At 45.5% G+C, this 22,519-nt stretch carries 15 protein-coding genes and 2 pseudogenes; 13 read left to right on the top strand and 4 right to left on the bottom strand.

What is annotated here, in order from left to right:
• Positions 1-60: 60 nt before the first annotated feature.
• From GVY04_14220 to GVY04_14195, 6 genes and pseudogenes are all read left to right on the top strand, one after another.
• Positions 61-846, top strand: a complete 786-nt coding sequence (locus tag GVY04_14220; protein ID NBD17244.1) for a YchF/TatD family DNA exonuclease — start codon at positions 61-63, stop codon at positions 844-846.
• Positions 847-931: 85 nt separating this feature from the next.
• On the top strand, positions 932-4,300 hold the full coding sequence (rpoB, locus tag GVY04_14215; GenBank protein ID NBD17243.1) for a DNA-directed RNA polymerase subunit beta: 3,369 nt from the start codon (positions 932-934) through the stop codon (positions 4,298-4,300).
• A gap of 34 nt (positions 4,301-4,334) precedes the next feature.
• A complete protein-coding gene (locus GVY04_14210) occupies positions 4,335-6,233 on the top strand; it encodes a DNA-directed RNA polymerase subunit gamma (GenBank protein NBD17242.1) in 1,899 nt (632 codons plus the stop codon).
• Positions 6,234-6,287: 54 nt separating this feature from the next.
• A complete protein-coding gene (locus tag GVY04_14205) occupies positions 6,288-10,163 on the top strand; it encodes a DNA-directed RNA polymerase subunit beta' (GenBank protein ID NBD17241.1) in 3,876 nt (1,291 codons plus the stop codon).
• 137 nt (positions 10,164-10,300) lie between these two features.
• Positions 10,301-11,473, top strand: a pseudogene (gene tnpB / locus GVY04_14200) (IS200/IS605 family element transposase accessory protein TnpB).
• Positions 11,474-11,599: 126 nt separating this feature from the next.
• Positions 11,600-11,926: a hypothetical protein gene (locus GVY04_14195; GenBank protein NBD17240.1), complete on the top strand. Its 327-nt coding sequence runs from the start codon at positions 11,600-11,602 to the stop codon at positions 11,924-11,926.
• 49 nt (positions 11,927-11,975) lie between these two features.
• Here the strand turns inward: GVY04_14195 and GVY04_14190 are convergent, their stop codons facing one another.
• Both GVY04_14190 and GVY04_14185 read right to left on the bottom strand, forming a co-directional pair.
• Positions 11,976-12,578, bottom strand: a complete 603-nt coding sequence (locus tag GVY04_14190; protein NBD17239.1) for an ATP-dependent Clp protease proteolytic subunit — start codon at positions 12,576-12,578, stop codon at positions 11,976-11,978.
• An 88-nt stretch (positions 12,579-12,666) separates the two neighbouring features.
• Complete coding sequence (locus tag GVY04_14185) at positions 12,667-13,353, bottom strand: ATP-dependent Clp protease proteolytic subunit (GenBank protein ID NBD17238.1); 687 nt, start codon at positions 13,351-13,353, stop codon at positions 12,667-12,669.
• Between the two features lie 74 nt (positions 13,354-13,427).
• Between GVY04_14185 and GVY04_14180 the strand changes: the two are divergent.
• Positions 13,428-13,736, top strand: a pseudogene (locus GVY04_14180) (Dna2/Cas4 domain-containing protein).
• 85 nt (positions 13,737-13,821) lie between these two features.
• Positions 13,822-14,025 carry a hypothetical protein gene (locus GVY04_14175; GenBank protein ID NBD17237.1) on the top strand — a complete coding sequence of 68 codons (204 nt, stop codon included), beginning with the start codon at positions 13,822-13,824 and terminating at the stop codon, positions 14,023-14,025.
• Positions 14,026-14,526: 501 nt separating this feature from the next.
• Here GVY04_14175 and GVY04_14170 read toward each other — a convergent pair.
• Positions 14,527-14,820 (bottom strand): hypothetical protein, encoded by a 294-nt coding sequence (locus tag GVY04_14170; protein NBD17236.1) that lies wholly within the window; start codon positions 14,818-14,820, stop codon positions 14,527-14,529.
• Positions 14,821-14,925: 105 nt separating this feature from the next.
• Between GVY04_14170 and GVY04_14165 the strand changes: the two genes are divergently transcribed.
• The 5 genes from GVY04_14165 to GVY04_14145 all read left to right on the top strand — a co-directional run bounded on the left by GVY04_14165 (position 14,926) and on the right by GVY04_14145 (position 20,305).
• Positions 14,926-16,266, top strand: coding sequence for a nicotinate phosphoribosyltransferase (locus tag GVY04_14165; GenBank protein ID NBD17235.1), 1,341 nt, complete (start codon positions 14,926-14,928; stop codon positions 16,264-16,266).
• Between the two features lie 11 nt (positions 16,267-16,277).
• Positions 16,278-16,853, top strand: coding sequence for a nicotinate-nucleotide adenylyltransferase (locus tag GVY04_14160; GenBank protein NBD17234.1), 576 nt, complete (start codon positions 16,278-16,280; stop codon positions 16,851-16,853).
• Positions 16,854-16,903: 50 nt separating this feature from the next.
• Positions 16,904-17,635 carry an NUDIX domain-containing protein gene (locus GVY04_14155; GenBank protein ID NBD17233.1) on the top strand — a complete coding sequence of 244 codons (732 nt, stop codon included), beginning with the start codon at positions 16,904-16,906 and terminating at the stop codon, positions 17,633-17,635.
• A gap of 11 nt (positions 17,636-17,646) precedes the next feature.
• Positions 17,647-19,341 carry an NAD+ synthase gene (locus GVY04_14150; protein ID NBD17232.1) on the top strand — a complete coding sequence of 565 codons (1,695 nt, stop codon included), beginning with the start codon at positions 17,647-17,649 and terminating at the stop codon, positions 19,339-19,341.
• 520 nt (positions 19,342-19,861) lie between these two features.
• Positions 19,862-20,305 carry an FHA domain-containing protein gene (locus GVY04_14145; protein ID NBD17231.1) on the top strand — a complete coding sequence of 148 codons (444 nt, stop codon included), beginning with the start codon at positions 19,862-19,864 and terminating at the stop codon, positions 20,303-20,305.
• A 214-nt stretch (positions 20,306-20,519) separates the two neighbouring features.
• Here GVY04_14145 and cadA read toward each other — a convergent pair whose 3' ends face one another.
• Positions 20,520-22,493 (bottom strand): cadmium-translocating P-type ATPase, encoded by a 1,974-nt coding sequence (gene cadA / locus GVY04_14140; GenBank protein NBD17230.1) that lies wholly within the window; start codon positions 22,491-22,493, stop codon positions 20,520-20,522.
• Positions 22,494-22,519 lie beyond the last annotated feature (26 nt).

Below are 22,519 nucleotides of genomic sequence, written 5' to 3'. Positions count from 1 at the left end.
CAATTGAGGAAGAGGTTTGACTGACAATAAGTCAATGAGGTTAAGCAGCAGAGATTGGTAATGCAGCTAATTGATACCCATGTTCACATCAACTTTGATGTTTTTGAAGCTGAATTGGCCGACTTAAAAGCCCGTTGGCAAGAACAAGGGGTCGTACAACTGGTTCATTCTTGTGTTGAACCGCAAGAATTTCAGCAAATCAGCGCGATCGCCGATCAATTTCCCGAAGTTTCTTTTGCCGTGGGGTTACACCCCCTAGAAGCTCAAAGTTGGACCCCAGAACTGGCTGCTGAAGTTGAAAAACTGGCGCAGTCGGATTCGCGAGTGGTTGCCATAGGGGAAACTGGGCTCGATTTTTATAAGGCAGAAAATGTCACTCAACAAAAAACGGCGTTTTGGGAACAACTCGCGATCGCGCAACGCCTAAACAAACCCGTCATCATCCACTGTCGAGACGCCGCCTCCGATCTGGTGGAATTGGTTCGCCAATTTCAACAAGAAAAGGGAGCGGTGAAAGGGGTCATGCATTGCTGGGCGGGAACTCCCGAAGAAACCCAACAGTGTCTTGACCTCGGATTTTACATCAGTTTTAGTGGATTGGTGACCTTTAAGAATGCCAAGTCAGTGCAAGCATCAGTAAAAATTGTTCCTGATGATCGGCTGTTAGTTGAAACCGACTGTCCTTTTCTCGCCCCCGTACCCAAAAGAGGAAAACGTAATGAACCGAGTTATGTGCGCTATGTTGCGGAAACCGTCGCTAAAATCCGGAATACCCCCTTGGAGACGTTAGCGCAAACCACCACCGAAAACGCTCGTACACTCTTTTCCCTGCCGAGTCTGTCTTAAGGGAAATCTAAAAAATTATTGTCCCTGATCCGCAATCGCAGGGATATCCACCTGAATCGCCAAAGCCAAAATATAAGATTAATCAATGAGTAATCTAGCCACCAATCTGCTACCCGACTTAATTGAGATTCAACGCGCCAGCTTCCGTTGGTTTTTAGAAAAGGGGTTAATTGAAGAGTTAGATAGCTTTTCCCCCATTTCTGACTATACCGGAAAACTTGAACTCCGCTTTATTGGCGAAAACTTCCGACTCAAACAGCCGAAATACGATGTTGACGAAGCGAAACGGCGGGATAGTAGCTATTCTGTCCAAATGTATGTTCCCACCCGCTTAATCAACAAAGAAACCGGGGAAATTAAAGAACAAGAAGTCTTTATCGGTGAATTACCCCTAATGACAGAACGGGGAACCTTTATTATCAATGGTGCTGAACGGGTGATTGTTAACCAAATCGTTCGCTCCCCCGGAGTGTACTACAAACCGGAAACCGATAAAAATAACCGCCGGACTTACTCTGCTTCGCTGATTCCTAACCGCGGGGCGTGGCTGAAGTTTGAAACCGACAAAAACGACTTAGTTTGGGTGCGCATCGATAAAACCCGGAAACTGAGTGCGCAAGTGCTTCTGAAGGCGATTGGTTTACAAGATAATGAAATTAACGACGGTTTGCGTCATCCTGACTACTATCAAAAAACGTTAGATAAAGAAGGGAATCCCAGTGAAGAAGAAGCCCTCTTAGAACTTTATCGCAAACTCCGTCCCGGAGAACCGCCAACCGTTGCCGGGGGACAACAACTTTTAGACTCTCGCTTCTTTGACCCCAAACGTTATGATTTGGGACGAGTCGGTCGTCACAAACTCAATCGCAAGCTTAATTTAAGCACACCAGAAACAGTGCGCGTTCTCACCCCGCAAGATATTTTGGCAGCGATTGATTATCTCGTGAACCTCGAATTTGACCTCGGTAGCACCGATGACATTGACCACTTGGGAAATCGTCGGGTGCGTTCAGTGGGAGAACTGCTGCAGAACCAAGTGCGGGTGGGTTTAAACCGCTTAGAACGGATTATTCGGGAACGGATGACGGTTTCTGAAGCCGAGTCTTTGACCCCTACCTCTCTGGTCAATCCCAAGCCCTTGGTAGCAGCCATTAAAGAGTTCTTTGGTTCCTCTCAGTTGTCGCAGTTTATGGATCAAACCAATCCCTTAGCTGAGTTGACCCACAAACGCCGGATTAGTGCCTTAGGACCCGGGGGGTTAACCCGGGAACGGGCGGGCTTTGCCGTGCGGGATATTCATCCCTCTCACTACGGACGGATTTGCCCGGTAGAGACACCAGAAGGTCCGAATGCTGGTTTAATTGGGTCTTTGGCCACTTGTGCGCGAGTGAATGACTTTGGCTTTATTGCCACGCCCTATTATCCCGTGGAAGAGGGTCGGGTATTGCGCGATCGCGATCCGGTTTATCTCACTGCTGATGAAGAAGATGATAAACGGGTGGCCCCGGGTGACATTGCCACTGACGAAGAAGGATATATCCTTGGCAACACTGTCGCCGTCCGGTATCGTCAAGAATTTACCACCACCAGTCCCAAAGAAGTGGACTATGTTGCCATTTCTCCCTTACAGATTGTCTCAGTGGCAACCTCACTCATTCCCTTCTTAGAACACGACGACGCGAACCGAGCGCTGATGGGGTCAAATATGCAGCGTCAAGCGGTTCCGTTATTACGTCCAGAACGTTCTTTGGTGGGAACTGGGTTGGAAGCCCAAGCAGCCCGTGACTCTGGGATGGTTGTGGTCTCTCGTACCTACGGCACAGTGGATTATGTGGATGCTACCGTTGTCCGCATCAAAGTCAGTCCTCCGCCAGGGGAACAACCGCAACTGCAAGGAGATGCAACCGCTGAAGCCCAACAAGAACCACAAATTCTGGAATATCCCCTGCAAAAATACCAACGGTCTAACCAAGATACTTGTTTGAATCAACGTCCTCTTGTCTTTGCCGGAGAAGACGTGGTTCCCGGACAAGTTCTCGCCGATGGTTCGGCAACAGAAGGGGGAGAAATTGCCCTGGGTCAGAATGTTCTCATTGCTTATATGCCTTGGGAAGGCTATAACTACGAAGATGCCATCCTAGTCAGTGAGCGTCTCGTTCAAGATGACGTTTACACCAGTATCCACGTTGAAAAATACGAAATTGAAGCGCGTCAAACCAAACTGGGACCTGAAGAAATTACGCGGGAAATTCCCAACGTGGGAGAAGATGCCCTGCGACAACTCGATGAACGCGGGATTATCCGCATTGGCGCTTGGGTCGAAGCCGGAGATATTCTCGTCGGAAAAGTCACGCCGAAAGGGGAATCGGATCAACCTCCGGAAGAAAAACTGCTCCGTGCGATTTTTGGAGAAAAAGCACGCGATGTCCGGGATAACTCGTTGCGCGTTCCCAATGGCGAAAAAGGTCGCATCGTTGATGTTCGTGTCTTCACCCGGGAACAAGGCGATGAATTACCGCCTGGGGCAAATATGGTGGTTCGCTGCTACGTTGCCCAAAAACGGAAAATTCAAGTCGGCGACAAAATGGCAGGGCGACATGGCAATAAAGGAATTATTTCCCGCATCCTCCCTGTGGAAGATATGCCCTATCTCCCTGACGGTCGTCCCATTGATGTGGCGCTGAATCCCCTAGGGGTACCATCACGGATGAACGTAGGACAGGTGTTTGAATGCCTTCTGGGCTGGGCTGGTGAAAACCTCAATGCTCGCTTTAAAATCACGCCCTTTGACGAAATGTATGGGGAACAAGCTTCCCGAGATACCGTTGACGCTAAGCTCAAAGAAGCTGCCAACCGTCCTGGAAAAAACTGGATTTATAACGAAAATCATCCGGGTAAAATTACCCTTTATGATGGACGAACGGGAGAGCCCTTTGACCGCCCGATTACCGTAGGACAAGCCTATATGTTGAAACTGGTTCACCTGGTGGATGATAAAATTCACGCTCGTTCTACTGGTCCTTACTCCTTGGTCACGCAACAACCACTTGGTGGCAAAGCTCAACAAGGGGGACAACGCTTTGGAGAAATGGAAGTTTGGGCATTGGAAGCCTATGGGGCTGCCTATACCTTGCAAGAACTACTCACTGTCAAATCAGACGATATGCAAGGGCGTAACGAAGCGTTGAATGCCATTGTGAAAGGAAAACCGATTCCTCGACCTGGAACGCCGGAATCTTTCAAGGTCCTGATGCGAGAATTACAGTCTTTAGGCTTAGACATTTCCGTCCACCGCGTTGACACTAATGAAGATGGCACCAGTCAAGATTTAGAAGTGGACTTAATGGCAGATAGCGAACGCCGGCGGACACCCTCTCGTCCCACTTATGAATCCTTATCCCGAGAAGATATTGTCCCGGTTGAAGCCACTCCAACGACTGAAGACGCTGAATAGAATCGTCCTCTAATTCCAATCATTGAGAATCTCCATGACACAATCCAAACAACCTGAGCAACAGTTTGATTACGTTAAAATTAGCATTGCTTCCCCAGAGCGGATCCGTGATTGGGGAGAGCGTAACTTACCCAATGGTCAAGTGGTTGGGGAAGTGACTAAACCCGAAACCATTAACTATCGCACGCTCAAGCCAGAAATGGATGGGCTCTTTTGCGAGCGGATCTTTGGTCCTGCTAAAGATTGGGAATGCCACTGCGGAAAATATAAGCGGGTGCGTCATCGGGGGATTGTCTGCGAACGCTGTGGCGTGGAAGTCACCGAATCGAGAGTTCGTCGCCATCGCATGGGATATATTAAACTGGCTGCACCCGTCACTCACGTTTGGTATTTGAAAGGAATTCCCAGCTACTTGAGTATCCTCTTAGATATGCCCCTGCGAGATGTGGAGCAGATTGTGTACTTTAATTCCTATGTTGTGCTCGAACCGGGTAACGCGGGAAATCTGGAGTACAAACAACTGCTCACCGAAGAACAGTGGCTGGAGATTGAAGACCAACTGTTTGCAGAAGACAGTGAGTTAATGGGTGTGGAAGTGGGGATTGGTGCAGAAGCCATTCAACGCCTGCTGCAAGACCTCAACTTAGAGGAAGAAGCAGAAACCCTACGGGAAGAAATTGCCAACGCTAAAGGGCAAAAGCGGGCCAAATTAATTAAACGGTTACGGGTTATCGACCACTTTATTGCCACTGGTTCTTCTCCCGAGTGGATGATTCTGAGCTATATTCCTGTGATTCCGCCCGATTTACGACCCATGGTGCAATTGGATGGCGGGCGGTTTGCCACTTCAGACTTGAATGACTTGTATCGCCGGGTGATTAATCGTAATAATCGTCTTGCCCGTTTACAAGAAATTCTCGCCCCGGAAATCATTGTCCGGAACGAAAAACGAATGCTGCAAGAAGCAGTGGATGCCTTAATTGATAATGGTCGTCGCGGACGCACTGTTGTTGGCGCAAATAACCGTCCCTTAAAATCCTTATCCGACATTATTGAAGGGAAACAAGGTCGTTTCCGCCAAAACCTCCTTGGCAAACGGGTCGATTATTCTGGACGGTCGGTGATTGTAGTCGGTCCTAACCTGAAGATTTATCAGTGTGGCTTACCGCGAGAAATGGCGATCGAGCTGTTCCAACCCTTTGTCATTCACCGCTTGATTCGCAATGGGGTGGTCAACAATATCAAATCAGCGAAGAAAAGCATCCAACGCAACGATCCAGCGGTTTGGGATGTCTTAGAAGAAGTAATTGCCGGTCACCCCGTGATGCTGAACCGCGCACCGACCCTGCACCGTTTAGGAATTCAAGCCTTTGAACCGATTTTAGTGGAAGGCCGTGCGATTCAACTGCACCCACTGGTTTGTCCGGCGTTTAACGCCGACTTTGACGGTGACCAAATGGCGGTTCACGTTCCTCTCTCCCTGGAATCGCAATCGGAAGCCCGGTTATTAATGTTAGCCAGTCATAATATCTTATCGCCGGCAACCGGCAAACCGATTGTTGCCCCTTCCCAAGATATGGTTTTAGGCTGTTACTATCTTACGGCTGAAAATCCCACCGTTGACCCCCAAGATAAGCGCTATTACGCCAGTTTAGAAGATGCGTTACGCGCCTATGAACAGGGCTACTTAAAACTCCACGCTTATATTTGGGTGCGATTTGACGGTGAAGTCAAAGATCCAGTAGAAGCTGAACCTGTAGAAGAAGAGAAACGTGAGGATGGTAGCGTCATCAAACTCTATCCCAATCGACGGGTGAAGGAAACCGCTGAGGGAGAAGTCATTAGTCAATATATCCGGACCACGCCCGGTCGCATTATTTACAACAAAACAATTCAGGATGCGTTATTGGGGAGTTCTCTGGTGAACGCTTAAAGTGAACCGCTAATTCCCGCTTTGCCCATTGTCCCGTCGCCATTACATTGAATTATGAGTAATAATCAACCCCAAAAAATCTTCTGGAACCAAGTTGTCGATAAAAAACAACTGAAAAAGCTAATTCATTGGGCTTTCATCAATTATGGGAGTGCCAGCTGTTCTGCAATGGCCGACGAACTCAAAAACATGGGGTTCCGTTACGCCACGCAAGCTGGGGTTTCCATCAGTGTGGAAGATTTACAAGTGCCTCCCAGTAAACGGGAGATGTTGGAATCGGCAGAAAGCACGATCGCGGATACCGAAGAACGGTATCGAATTGGAAAAATTACTGAGGTAGAACGCTTCCAGAAAGTGATTGATACCTGGAATGTCACGTCTGAAGCCCTGAAAGATGAAGTCGTCCGGAACTTCCAAGCCACTGATCCCCTAAACTCCGTCTATATGATGTCTCAATCCGGGGCGCGAGGTAATTTGTCTCAGGTGCGCCAACTCGTCGGGATGCGCGGTCTAATGGCGGATCCGCAAGGGGAAATTATTGACCTCCCGATTAAAACCAACTTCCGGGAAGGTTTAACCGTTACCGAGTATATTATTTCCTCTTATGGGGCACGAAAAGGCTTAGTGGATACCGCACTCCGGACTGCTGACTCAGGATATTTGACTCGTCGTTTGGTGGATGTGTCCCAAGATGTGATTGTGCGGGAAGAAGACTGTGGCACTGAACGGGGCATTACCTTAACCAGCATGACGGACGGGGAACGAACGCTAATTCCTCTAGAAGATCGCTTATTTGGTCGCACCTTAGCAGAAGATGTGGTTGATTCAGAAACAGGGGAAGTGATCGCACGCCGGAATCAGGAAGTCGATGAACCCCTTGGCGAAAAGATTGCCCAAGCCGTGAGCCAAGTGATGGTGCGATCGCCGCTGACTTGCGAAGCCGCGCGATCCGTTTGTCAGTGCTGTTATGGTTGGAGTCTTGCTCACGGTAAGCGGGTTGATAAAGGAGAAGCGGTTGGCATTATTGCCGCCCAATCCATTGGTGAACCCGGAACCCAGTTAACTATGCGTACCTTCCACACGGGCGGTGTTTTTACGGGGGATATTGCGCAACAAGTGACGGCACCCGGGGAAGGAACCGTAATGGTTCCGAAAAAACTACGTACTCGGAAAGTGCGGACCCGTCATGGCGAAGAACGAGAACAAGTCGAAGTCTCCGGCGAAATTTCCATCAAATTAGCCGATGGCGAAGAAAAAACGATCACCGTTACTCCGGGTTCTCTCCTGATGGCAAACAACGGCGAGACCGTGCAAGCGGGACAACTGATTGTAGAAGTTGCCACGCCGAAAAAACGTTCCACGGAAAAAGCAACCAAAGACGTTTGTTCAGATTTAGCAGGAGAAGTCCAATTCCAAGATCTCATTCCCGAAGAAAAAACTGATCGTCAGGGCAACATGACTCGCACTGCCCAACGGGGGGGCTTACTCTGGGTCCTTTCGGGAGAAGTCTATAACTTACTGCCCGGTGCGGAACCGGTGGTTAAAAATGGCTCCAAAGTCCAACCTGGCGATATCCTTGCCGAAACCAAACTCGTTACCAGTAAAGGCGGCGTCGTTCGTCTCGGCAGTGGGAAGCGAGAAATTGAAATCATTACCGCTTCTGTCCAGCTCGATCAAGCCCAAATCCGTCGTTCCAGCATTGGCAGCGGTGAACAATATGTCATTTACTCGGCAAATAACCAACGGTTTGCCCTCAAAGCTACCCCGGGTAGCAAAGTGCGACATGGGGATGTCATTGCCGAATTAATGGACGACACCTATCACACGGAAACCGGCGGCATTGTCAAATATGCAGGCGTTGAAGTGGAAAAACGCGGTAAAGCGAAAAATGGCTACGAAGTGATTCAAGGGGGAACCCTCCTCTGGATCCCTGAAGAATGCCACGAAATCAATAAAGATATTGGCTTACTGCGGGTTGAAGATGGGGAATATGTGGAAGCCGGTGCTGAGATTGTCGAAAATATGTATTGTCAATCTTCCGGTGTTGTGGAAGTAGTGCAGAAAAATGACATCTTACGGGAAATTGTCATTAAATCGGGAGAAATTCATCTCAGCGATCAAGAACCCACCTGTGGCACTGACCAATTAGTCCACCCCGGTGAAGAAATTATCCCCGGCTTAACGGCTGAAGAATTGCGTTATGTGCAATATGTGGAAACCCCAGAAGGGAATGCCATTCTACTGCGCCCCGTCATTGAATATACCATTCCGGATGAACCGGATATTCCTTCCCAAACCTCGATTAATGAGTCAGGGGATGTACAAATCGAACTCCGTGCTTCCCAGCGTCTCTTCTATAAGGATGGAGAACGGGTGAAGTCGGTCAATGGCTTAGAATTAATGCGCACGCAGTTAGTCCTCAACATTGAGGATGAAGACGCCACCGCCAATAAAGATGCCTTACCGATTAGTGTCGATATCGAATTACCCGAACGAGAAGACGAAGAAGATACCTATGTCTTGCAAATGGTGATCTTAGAATCCCTTGCCATTCGTCGAGAAAATGAAAACGATTCCTTCAGTGGCAGTCCGCAAACTCGGATCTTAGTTGAAGATGGGCAAGAAATTCCCCCGGGTGAAGTCGTCGCCCGTACCGAAATTCAGTGCCGAGAAGCCGGAGAAGTACGTGGGATCCGGGAAGGGGCAGAAGCCATTCGTCGGATTTTAGTGGTTCGAGAAGCTGATAAAACCACAATTCCCATTACAGAAGCACCGCAAGTTGAGGAAGGCGATTTAGTGGTTGCCAATCATCCCCTTGCTGGAGATGTGGTTGCGACAGAATCAGGGAAAGTCATCGCCGTTCAAGATGATGCGATTATCTTACGGAATGCTCGTCCCTATCGCGTTTCTAATGGCGCGGTTCTCCATGTGGAAAATGGTAGCCTTGTCCAACGCGGCGATAACCTAGTTCTTTTGATTTACGAACGCTCGAAAACCGGGGATATCGTACAAGGGTTACCACGGATTGAAGAACTCTTAGAAGCACGGAAGCCTCGCGAAGCTTGTATCTTAGCGCGTCGGGCTGGTACGGCACAAGTGGAATACAAAGACGACGAAACTGTTGATGTGAAAATCATTGAAGCGGATGGGGTAATTAGCGATTATCCCATTAGTACAGGACAAAGTATGCTCATTACTGACGGACAATGGGTCGATGTCGGTACACCGCTGACGGATGGTCCCGCTAATCCCCATGAAATTCTAGAAGTCTTCTTTGATTACTACCTGGAAGAACAAGGAATGCACGAAGCAGCGTTACTAAGTCTGCAAAAAGTGCAGCAGTTCCTCGTTGATGAAGTGCAAGGAGTTTATCAGTCGCAAGGCATTGATATTTCCGATAAGCATATTGAAGTGATTGTCCGCCAGATGACATCGAAGGTGAAAGTGGAAGATGGTGGTGACACGATTCGCTTACCGGGAGAACTTGCCGAGTTACGGGATGTCCATAAAGACAATGAAACGATGTATATCATTGGTGGTGCGCCTGTGGAATACAAGCCGAACTTGTTAGGCATCACGAAAGCCTCCTTGAATACCGATAGTTTCATTAGTGCTGCCAGTTTCCAAGAAACAACCCGGGTCTTGACTGAGGCAGCAATTGAAGGCAAATCGGATTGGCTACGAGGCTTGAAGGAAAATGTGATTATCGGACGCTTGATTCCGGCTGGAACTGGCTTTAGTGTCCATGAGGAATCCTTCGGACGTTCTTTAATCGATGAAGAGCCCAATCCGGCTCAAAATAGTATTTATCCACTACCGCCTGATATTGCTGAAATTCAAAGTAATGGAGATTTGGTTGATGACCAAACTGCCCGCAATTATCAGCTTTCAGATGATGAATTCTCTGATGTTGTTGACGATGAAGCGTAAGTTTGATCTGGGCTTTAACTAAGGTGAGCGAGAAGTCCCCAATTTCAGCGTCAGCGAATTGGGGATGATAGCGAACTTACGACACAAGCCGACAAGGTTATGCTACAATAAATTTATCATCAAAAGTTTTATTGGTAATGCTAAGAGCAACAAAGATAAGAATCTATCCTACAGCAGAACCAAGACGGCATCTGGCTCAGAGTTTCGGGTGTTGTCGGTTCGCTTGGAACTATGCTCTCAATTTAACCAATGAGACTGATAAAGCAACAGGAAAAGGACTCTCTAGGTTCGCTATTCAAAAAGAGATTACTAATCTCAAGAAAGAATATGAATGGATGAAAGAACCTTATTCTCAATGCTTACAGGTGGTGGCTCTTAATCTTTCTCGGGCTTTCGTCAACTTCTTTGAAGGTAGAACTTCTTTTCCTAATTTCCAAGCTAAACATCACCAACAGTCAATTAGTTATCCTCAAAATGTTTCCTTAGAAGATAACGGTCTGAAGTTTCCAAAGATAGGAGTAGTTTACGCTAAAATCCATCGTGACATTAAAGGAACAATTAAAACTGTAACTGTTTCCCAAAATTGTCAAAGACATTATTAGGCTTCTATTTTAGTAGAAGACGGAAAGGAAACCCCTGAAAACTCAGCAGATGGAAAAGGAATTGGCATCGATTTGGGCATCAATCATTTTGCTATTACCAGCGATGGTTCTAAGTTTGAAAATCCTAAATGGTTCAACCAACACGAGCAAAATCTAAAAGCAAAACAAAAACGTTTATCCAGAAGAGAAAAAGGTTCTAACAACAGAAACAAAACCCGAAAACAAGTTGCTAGAGTTCACAAAAAAATAGCAGACTGTCGGTTAGATTTCCAACACAAACTATCACGCAGGATAGTAAACGAAAACCAAGTTGTGTGTGTTGAGAATTTAGCAGTCAAGAACATGGTCAAAAACCACAATTTAGCAAAGGCAATTAGTCAAGTAGGTTGGGGTCAATTCTGTACCCTGTTGAAATACAAATGTGAATGGGAAGGAAAAGTATATCAAGAAATCAATCGTTTCTTCCCTAGTTCTAAAACTTGTAATGTATGTCTAAATCAAGTAAGAAACCTGACTCTTGATCTTAGAAATTGGCAGTGTGAAAAATGTGGAACTCAGCATGATCGCGACATCAATGCTGCCAAGAATATAAGAGAGGAAGGACTGCGTATTTTATCCTCTGGAACGGGGGAGATCGCCTATCGCCCAGATGTTAGTCGAGATAGCAGAGGTCGAAAGACTTCTACGGTTTCGCAGTTTGTTGGGTAGGAAGCTCACATCTCAGCGTAAGCGGATGTGAGTAGTTCACTCCATTAGTTATGCTAATTGAAGCCATAGACACTCTCAGACAGCCTTTGATAAGCTATAAGTCTGTTCACACATTTAGATGGAATTATGTCAACGACTGAAAATCAGTGGTCTAGTGCAGAAAAAGAACTTGCTCAGGTTGCTTTGAAAAAAGCGCGATCGCGCGAAATAGAAACGTTGATCGAAACAGTTCGTAGTGCTAGTGCTTCAATCGCAACTCTGGACGATATGTGGCGTCTACATGATTTTCTCAGTTCCAAGAGGCATGAAATTGACGGCAAATATGACGATCGCGAGTCGATGTTAATCTTTATTTTTTCCCAGTTGGTGAAAGAAGGATGGCTGAGTCTAGAAGAACTGGACGGTTTAAGCCAGGACAAAATTGCTAAATTAAACGCGTTAGCGCGAATGTAGAAGGTAACCGCTCGGCTACCCTCTACTGGGTAAGCAACAAAAGAAATCGCTAGACGCTTTTATCTTCAATCACGCGATCGATAATGCCGTACTCCTTGGCTTCTTCCGCAGACATAAAGTAATCGCGGTCCGTATCTTTTTTAATTCTCTCTACCGTCTGACCGGTATTCTCAGCCATAATTCGGTCAAGTTGCTCCCGGATCCGAAGAATTTCTCTGGCTTCAATCTCAATATCGGTGGCTTGTCGTCTACCCTGGGTTCCTCCCATCGGTTGGTGAATCATGATTCGGGAGTGAGGAAGGGCGAGACGTTTACCTTTCGTTCCTGAGGATAATAGGAATGCCCCCATCGAAGCAGCGATGCCAACACAAATGGTCACTACTTCCGATTTGATATGCTGCATGGTATCATAAATTGCCATGCCTGCACTGACTGAACCACCTGGGGAATTAATGTAGAGATAGATCGGTTTACTGGGGTCTTCGGAATCCAGGTAAAGCATTACTGCGATCACTTGATTCGCTAAACTATCGTTGATTCCGCGACCGAGGAAAATAATGCGCTCCCGATACAAACGATCGTAAATATTGACCCAATCACTGTAGGGTTGACCGGGCATCTGATAGGGAACTCTAGGGACACCAATGGGCATAAACTTTATCCTTTGTTCGTGATTTGTTACGGGTTATGGGTTATTGAGTCTAGGAATTGATCATTCCTGAAAAGTGTTCTAAATCAGCTTAACTGAGCACTCCGGCTGTGGAAGGAAGTTCTTTTGTACTTTCGAGTACCCGATCAATGAGTCCATACTCTTTGGCTTCTTGGGGACTCAGATAGAACATCCGGTCAGAGTCTTTAGAAATTTTCTCGATCGGTTGACCGGTATTTTTGGACAAAATTTCCAACATGGCTTGTTTATTAGCCAACACTTCCTTCGCGCGAATTTGAATATCTGTGGCTTGTCCTTGGGCACCCTGACGGGGTTGATTCAGAATAATCGTCGCGTGAGGAAGGCTAGCACGATAACCTTTTGTGCCTGAAGAGAGAATCATCGCTGCGGTTCCCATGGCTTGACCAATGCAGATGGTGTGAACCGGCGGTGAAATATAGTTGATGGTATCGCAAATGGCAAAGGCTTCGGTTTCAAAGCCAATGGATTCTCCGCCATACCAAGAAGTGCCAGTGGAGTTGATATACATATAGATCGGCTTCTCCCGATCATCAAATTGCAGATATAGCAACTGGGCAATAATTAATTCTGTTACATCAACGCCCAGTTGCTCTTTATACTCATCAGGGGAAACAAGAGGTAAACCGAGATAAACAATACGCTCTTTTAATAGAAGGGAGGGTAAATCGGGTGGAGGAGTACGGGTATTTCCGCCTCCATAATAAGGGGCTTGCACAGCTCGGATCGGTGAGTTCATCTTTTCTTTTTAATCCAGAAGGGCTTTTTCACTTACATTCTGTAAACCTATCTTAACTTACTCGTCATTAGTCATTGGTCATTTGTTCTTCGTTTTTGGATACCTTCAAACTTAACTACCTCGAAGAAGTGGAAGAACTTTACACCCAATATGATGCGGTTTTTGCCGGGCGGCGACTCCATGCCGAGTTAGAAAAACAAGAAGGAGAAGAGTGGGAAGACCTTTATTTGGACAGCAAGGCGTTACGACTACGAGGGCGAGTGGATGCCCTTCGCACTCGTGATGGGCAAACCATTCCTTATGAACATAAGCGGGGTCGCAGCCATCGGGACCAACACAAAAAGAAACTGTTTAATTATAGCTTAATTTTTCGTGTTAATACGTAAAAAAAGTTACTTAATTTGATTAAAATCAATGATAAAAATGTTCTTATTCCACTATACCAGTACTTTTACTGAGGTTAATCTAATGGCTAATGCTTCATTTTTAGGAAAAAAGCACGAAATTTACAAAAAGGTTGATGCTCATTTCGATGATATTCCTCCGTATAAAGACTTAATTAATGTTTTATTAAAAGAGTGTAAGCAACATGGTTACTCAAAAGAAGCTATACAAGAAGCAATAGTTGATTATTTATTCCACGGAAGTCACTATAGAAAATATCGCGAGTGATTCCAAAATAATCGCCAATGATCGCGTAACCCCTTACGATAAGGCACCATAACTATCAAACATAATTTTGATCAAAACTAAAATGTGATTAAAAATAAGCAATTATGGATTGAGTGGTTTGATCCAAACGCTTGATGCTCTGTCTTGTGGTATTCCTCCTGCTTTCAAATCGCAGCAGTATCGGTAATCGGTTGCGCGATGTTACGTGCAGGAACCGGCTTAGCAAAATTTTGGGCACTTTCTACACTACGAAAGCCACCAGAAATTTTTTGCTTGCATTTGATCATCCGTAATACTATTTTTCGTGGCTCTCCTAGGGTGGTTATGACAAAATAATAGCAAATAACGCCCAAAAAGCTTGCATGGTAAGCTTCACAGAATTGTAAAAATTAAATTTTTCTAAAATTTAATTTTTGTTTCGTTGCCCCCCCTGAATTGACTAGGGATTGAGCTGCTATCAATGTATAAATTAGTATATCTAGTCTAGGAGAGCCTTTTTCGTTAATATTGGCTATCCTTTTTTCCTTCTGCTAAAGAACTGCTGTGTTGGTAGAGTGAGCCATTCTCCGGAATTTGATTCCGGAGCGGGGCTTTCAAGGTGCGGAATTCATTTCCGCACACAGCCCCTTGCCTGTGGCTCACCGGATCGTCGGGCGTTCCTTTGCGCGGGAAACCCGCGCAGGGTCCCTCCTCATTCCGCGGTTCAATATCGAGAGAGACTTCATTGGTGTTAGTGATAGAGCTTGCTTGGTAGAGAAAATACCCGTAACAGTAATCAAGCGAGCGAGTAAACATCAGCTTGGTATTTCTGCCTCCCGAGTGAGAGGAAAGACCTTTCCAATTTTGGTAAAAATCACTATAATTAAAATTAAGATTTATCTATACTCCAAGCAGAATGTCATGTCGGAACCCGCTTTAACTGTGTCTCCCGAAGACTACAGCTTTTTAACCGATCTCTACGAGTTAACCATGGGAGCGTGTTATGTGGGGGAAGGGATTGCTGAAAAACCAGCCAGTTTCGAGTTATTTGCTCGCCGTTTACCTCCTTCCTATGGCTATCTCATTGCAATGGGATTAGCGCAAGCGCTCCAATATTTACAACAACTGCACTTTTCTCGGGAGCAAATTCAGCAGTTGCAACAGATGGGGCTTTTTAATCATGCCCCTCAAGAGTTCTGGTCAATCCTGGAAGGAAAAGTCTTCACGGGAGATGTTTGGGCAGTTCCAGAAGGAACAGCAGTTTTTGCCAACGAACCCCTATTGCGAGTGGACGCTCCGCTCTGGCAAGCGCAACTAGCAGAAACTTATCTCCTCAATACCCTGAACTATCAAACCTTGATTGCAACGAGAGCAGCACGGATCCGAGATGTTGCTGGAGAAACCGCAAAGCTATTGGAATTTGGAACTCGTCGTGCTTTTAGCCCCCAAGCTTCTCTTTGGGCAGCACGAGCGGCTTTAGCAGCAGGCTTTGATGCCACCTCGAATGTGGCAGCAGCATCAAAGTTAGGGGAAGTGCCCAGTGGAACGATGGCACACTCGCTGGTTATGGCGATCGCGGCACTGCGCGGCGGAGAAGATGAAGCATTTACTGCCTTTAGTCGCTATTTTCCCGAAGCGCCCCTATTAATCGATACGTATGATACTGTTGCTGCTGCTGAACGTCTTGCCCAGCAAGTGCAAGCGGGAGAGCGTCACGTCCCTGGTGTCCGGATTGATTCAGGGGATGTGGCGCAATTATCGCAAAAAGTCCGATCGCTGCTGCCAGAAACGGCAATTTTTGCCAGTGGCGATTTGGATGAGTGGGCAATTGAACGGTTATTAGCCGAAGGAGCCATCATTGATGGCTATGGGGTAGGTACGAACCTCGTCACCGGAACGCCCGTTAATGGGGTGTATAAACTGGTAGAAATTGATGGGAGGGGAACCCAGAAAGAATCGACCAGCAAGGAAACCTATCCGGGGCGGAAGCAAATCTTCCGACGTTGGGAACAAGGCAAGATACAGCGCGATCGCTTAGGGTTAATGTCAGAATCAGCAGCCGAGGGAGAAACCCCTTTGTTGATATTAGTGATGAAAGAAGGGGAAGTGATCGTACCGGTAGAATCTTTAGCCACCTTGCGCGATCGCGCTCGCCAATCTGTGCTTACTCTTCCCGACGCCGCTCGTCAATTAAACGATCCCACTCCTCTTACGGTGCAAATCTCTTCCCCACTTCAACAATTGAAAACCAGCGAGATATAACTCCGAAAATCATGCCAAAACCGAAACAAGTTGCTTTATTTGGGACGAGTGCCGATCCGCCAACACAAGGGCACAAGATCATTTTAGAATGGCTCTCTCACCATTACGATCAAGTCGCTGTTTGGGCAGCCGATAATCCCTTAAAATCTGATCAAACCCCACTTCAACATCGCATGAAAATGTTAGAGTTGATGATTGCCTCCCTAGAAACGCCGAAAGACAATATCCTCCTCGACAGTACACTGAGTAGCCCGAGGAGTTTAGAAACGGTTAAAAAAGCGGAAGCCCATTGGGGGAAAGATGTTGAGTTGACCTTTGTTATTGGTTCTGATTTAATTGCCCAAATTCCCCGTTGGTATGCCAGTGAAGAATTGCTGCGGCGGGTTAACTTATTAATTATCCCTCGTCCCGGCTATCCGCCTCATGAAGAAGACTTAAATCGGCTTTTCCAAATGGGTGGCACTTATGAAGTCGCTGATCTCAATGCCCCGCCGGTTTCATCAACCGCTTATCGCCAAAACGGTAAGCCAGACGTCGTCGATTCTTCTGTGAAACAGTATATTCTTGAGCAACAATTATATTCTTGAGCTGCTGATTCTTTCATTCGGATGCTGTCAATCCCCACCGCGAAATTAAGATGGAAAACTCAAAATTAACTGCCGTTACAACCTCTCTTGCTGAGTTTAAAGTTGGTGTTGATAATGTCATTTTTTCGGTGGATACTCACTCCAATCGGCTCTTAATTTTATTGGTAGAACGACAGCATGAACCGTTTGCCCATTCCTTTAGTTTACCGGGGACATTAGTGCGAGTGGGTGAGTCTTTAGAGGCAGCTGCCTATCGGACTTTATCGGAAAAAATAGCCGTTGAAAATCTCTATTTAGAACAACTTTATACCTTTGGGGAACCCGGACGGGACCCGCGAGAAGCTAAAAATTCTTATAATCAACGGTATCTCTCGGTCAGTTATTTTGCCTTAGTTCGATATGAAGATACCGAATTAATTACGAAAGAGGGACAAAAAGCAGTTTGGTCTTTATTGAAAGAAACCCCACAACTAGCCTTTGATCATAATCGCATTTTAGATTACGGCTATCAACGCTTAAGAAATAAGTTAGAATACAGCCCGATCGCGTTTAAAGTGCTGCCAGAAACGTTTACTTTAAACGATTTATATCAGTTTTACACGACGGTTTTAGGAGAAAATTTTTCTGATTATTCTAACTTCCGAGCGCGCCTTCTCAAGTTAGGTTTTTTAACTGACACCGGATTAAAAGTCTCGCGCGGTGCGGGACGACCGGCAACTTTATATAGCTTTGATGAAGATGCTTTTGCCTTATTAAAAGATAAACCGCTAGTTTTTATTTAAAGTGAAGAATGATGAAAATCGCGATCGCGCAACTCAACCCCACCATTGGTGATTTAAACCAAAATGCTCAAAATATTCTAGATGCTGCCGAAAAAGCAGTGCAAGCAGGAGCGCAATTATTACTCACCCCCGAACTTTCTCTATGTGGCTACCCCCCTCGCGATCATCTTCTCAATCCCAGTTTTATTACTAAGATGTCTCAGCAATTGGAGCGCTTAGCGCAAGCCCTCCCTCCCCAATTAACGGTTTTAGTGGGATTGGCAACAGTTAATCCTCACGCTGCGGAAAAAGGAGAAAAACCCTTACATAATACGATTGCTTTAGTCGAAGAAGGCAGGGTAGTTACTTATTTTCATAAACGTTTACTTCCCACCTATGATGTCTTTGATGAAGTGCGCTATTTTGAACCAGGAAAACAAAGTAATTGCTTTGTGATTAAAGAGGAACAAGCCAATGGTATTTTCAGCCCAATTACAATTGGCGTCACCATTTGCGAAGATCTTTGGAATGATGAAAAATTCTGGGGAAAACGCAATTATGCTCACAATCCCTTGGAAGATTTAGCGGCTCATGGGGCTGATCTGATTGTTAATTTATCGGCTTCTCCTTATAGTGCGGGCAAACAAAAATTAAGAGAAGCGATGCTAAGCCATAGTGCTTGTTATTATGCCATTCCCATTGTTTATGCCAATCAAGTCGGTGCTAATGACGACCTGATTTTTGATGGCACCAGTGTCGCCCTCAATCGCGAGGGAAAATTAGTGGCACGCGCTCATCCTTTTCAAGACGATTTAATCATTACAGAATTTTCATCCCGTCAACAAGATTTAATCTCGACCCAAATTGCACCCGCTTTAGAAAACGAAGACGAAGAAATTTGGCAAGCGCTGGTGTTAGGAGTCAAAGATTATGCCTGCAAATGTGGCTTTGAAAAAGTTGTAATTGGTTTGAGCGGGGGAATTGACTCTTCTCTGGTTGCCGCGATCGCGCGATCGGCATTTGGAGAAGAGAATGTTCTCGGGGTTTTGATGCCCTCTGTTTATAGTTCTTCGAGTTCCGTTACTGATGCGGAAGCCCTGGTCAACAACTTAGGGATTCGTCACATCACTTTACCAATCAAATCAGCCATGGCAGCCTACGATGAAATTCTAGAGCCCTTATTTGCCGGAACCGAATTTGGCGTTGCCGAGGAAAACTTACAGTCGAGAATTCGGGGTAATCTTTTAATGGCGATCGCGAATAAATTTAATTATTTATTACTCTCAACCGGCAATAAATCAGAAATGGCAGTGGGCTATTGCACTTTATACGGTGATATGAATGGAGGTCTTGCAGTGATTTCCGATATTCCCAAAACCCGCGTCTATTCTCTATGTCGATGGCTCAATCGAAACCAAGAGATCATTCCTGAAAATGTGATCACGAAAGCACCGAGTGCTGAGCTTAAGCCCGATCAACAAGATCAAGATTCGCTACCGCCTTACGAAATCCTTGACGAAATTTTGCACCGTTTTATTCATGAACATCAATCGCCCCAGCAAATTGTTACTGCCGGCTTTAACGTAGAAACAGTGCAAAAAGTGACTAAATTAGTGCAGAAAGCAGAATTTAAACGCCGTCAAGCCCCTCCCGGCTTAAAGGTGACTGATCGCGCCTTTGGTACGGGTTGGCGAATGCCCATTGCTAGTCGAATGGTTCATCTCTAGGGGAAAATTAGTTACTTTTTCCTTTGCTATCTTTAGAAAAAAATACGTCTGATATTAAGTAATTTCCTCATTTTTTTTTGAAAAAAAACTAATTAGAATAGTAATATTTATTTCAACGTGTTAATCATCTTCAAATAAATGTCATGATCCCCAATCTGATCCAGTTAGAAATTATGTTTTCTGAGAGCGGAGGTTGAGTATTCTAACTATTGATTAAACCTTAGAAAGCAGTGCAGGAGAGAATTGAACTTTGAGGTATAATGTCTAAAGTTCAGATTGAATTGTGGGTTTCCAGGCTTTTAGAGTTGAAAGTTCAGAGTAAAGACTAACCTTAGTTAACTTAGCTTTGAACATTAGAAAAAAAATTACCGAGAAATCTCCTTGCTTACTGCAACCACCAACATCGAGAATACAGTCTCAGTATAAAATGGCATCATTTCAACCTACTTATTCTGGCGATAAAGGCGAAAACGTGCAGAAAACTCCACCCTCTCACAATTCATCGGAAAACCAAACCCCGATGATTACTTTGACCCTGCTGCATCCTCAACACTCTGTTGCGGTTCAAACTTGGCGTTTTGAACCCAAATCTGTCATCAGAATTGGACGATCTAGGAATAATGAGGTCACTCTCTACAGTGCCGTTATCTCTCGTCATCACGTTGAAATTCGACGGAAAGGAAAAGACTGGGAAGTGATTAATATGGGTTCTAACGGAACCTTCTATGAAGGAAAACGGATTAGTCGTGCCTTAGTTAAAAATGGGATGGTGATCCGATTGGCGAGGTCAGGACCCCAATTACAAATTTCTCTCGATGTGCTGAAATCAGAAAAGACATCGCAAATACCGGTCTCGAAAGAAGACTTGGAAACAGCACAGGGAAGTTTTTCTGGCACAAGGGAATCTTCTCAGTTTTCAGAAGATGAATTTGAGCAAGCAAAGGTAACTGATACTGACGATTAATTTGATGGTATGACACTACGCGCTGTATCATTAGTTTTTCATTCTCGAAGCAGTTTATTTAATTCCCAATTTTTTCAAATTGCGTCAGAAAATCCTAATTCTAAAGGAAGGGAAAAGATTAGGAAAATTTCGGTTGCAATGATTAAATTGGTTTCTGTTAGTAATGCTATCATTATAAATGGATTAAACCAATCTGCTTTTTGGAAAAATTAAATCAATCAATTATTGAATCTGATGAAGCCTTAAATCTTAAAATCCGACCGGCATTGAAAATGGCAATTAGGGCGACACCAACATCGGCAAAAATGGCTTCCCATAAGGTTGCTAATCCCATCGCACCAAACAAGATAAACAATCCTTTAATGCCTAAAGCAAAACCGATATTCTGCCAAACAATTTGACGGGTTTTCTGCGCGATCGCGATGGCTTGTACAATTTTAGAAGGCGCATCGGTCATAATAACTACATCAGCGGTTTCAATGGCGGCATCCGATCCTAAACCGCCCATGGCAATCCCGACATCCGCACGAGCAATTACAGGGGCATCATTAATGCCATCCCCGACAAAGGCAACTTTCGTCTTCTGGCGATGAAGGCGATGAACTTGTTCGAGAATTGCTTCAACAGCAGTGACTTTGTCTTCCGGTAATAAGTCCGCTTGATAACGATCTACCCCTAATTGTTGGGCAATGCTTCGAGCAACCATGGCATTATCGCCTGTGAGCATTACCACCTTAATGTCTTTCCTTCTTAAGCTGGCAATCGCTTCTACTGCATCCGCTTTCAACTCATCAGCAATGATAATGTGTCCACTATATTCCCCATTCACTGCTGTATGCGCGATCGTCCCTTCCAAATGGCAAACCTCTGCTTGATGCGGAATATTTTCTCGATGCAGGAGGCGATCATTTCCCACTAAAACGACTTGCTGGTTTACTTCCGCAATAATGCCATGTCCCGAAACTTCTTGATAGTTTTGCAGAGTGGAATCATCAATTCCTTTGCCATGGGCTTCTCGAATCGACTGCGCGACGGGATGATTAGAGTGGGATTCCACGGTCGCTGCTAATTCCAGTAATTCAGGCTTACTCAAACCATTGTAGGTTACGATGTCTGTTACTTGAAAGTTTCCTTTCGTCAGGGTTCCCGTTTTATCAAAAACAACCGTTTGCACTTGCGTGAGGGCATCTAAAAAGGTTGCCCCTTTCACTAAAATGCCGTTTTTTGCGGCATTTCCCACACCACCAAAGTAACCTAAGGGCACACTAATCACTAAACCGCACGGACAAGCAATAACCAGTAACACTAAGGCGCGATACGTCCATTCCGCTTGGGTTGCGCCACTGACAAACAAAGGAGGAAGAATTGCAACCGCAAGGGATAAGAAAACAACCACCGGGGTATAGTAACGAGAAAAAGTGGTGATAAATTTCTCAGTTTCTGCTTTTTTACTGTTGGCATTCTCCACCAAATCGAGAATTTTAGAGATCGAGGAGTCAGCAAAGGGTTTGGTCACGCGCACCGTTAAAGCCCCAGCGTGATTAATGGATCCAGCTAAAATTTCATCCCCTGCTTGAACCGTTTGCGGAATGGATTCGCCAGTAAGGGCGGAAGTATCAAGTTGAGAGTTCCCTTCCACAATTTCGCCATCTAAAGGCACTTTTTCCCCAGCCCGCACGAGGATTAACGCCCCAACCTCAACACTGTCAGGAGAAACGGTTGTCACCCCTTCTTCAGTTTTGAGATTCGCACTATCAGGGCGTACTTCCAGTACGGATTGAATCGAGCGACGGGATTTCCCTACGGCATACCCTTGGAATAATTCTCCTATTTGGAAAAACAGCATGACCGCCACCGCTTCCGGTATTTTGTGAATCGCGATCGCGCTGAGGGTGGCAATGGTCATCAAAAAGTTTTCATCAAAGAGTTGTCCCTTGAGGATGTTACGCCCCGCACTGGTGATCACACTCCTACCACTCATCACATAAGCCGGCAGTAAGACAACATACTCAGCAATGTGGTAAGGGGTGTTACGGAGGGCTTCGTGAAAAATTAAACCGATTAAAAATAAGACCCCAGAGAACGTAATGGGGATGAGTTCCTGTTGCCAGCTAAATTCGGTTTGATCATCAGTGTAACCCTGGTTTGAGTCATGTTCATGAGTGCCACCACAGCAATTTTGTCCCATCTCAAAATACATGAATATCTGAAGTA

Source organism: Cyanobacteria bacterium GSL.Bin1 (genome assembly GCA_009909085.1).
Classification (GTDB): Bacteria; Cyanobacteriota; Cyanobacteriia; order Cyanobacteriales; family Rubidibacteraceae; genus Halothece.
This window is presented reverse-complemented; position numbering and strand designations above follow the sequence as displayed.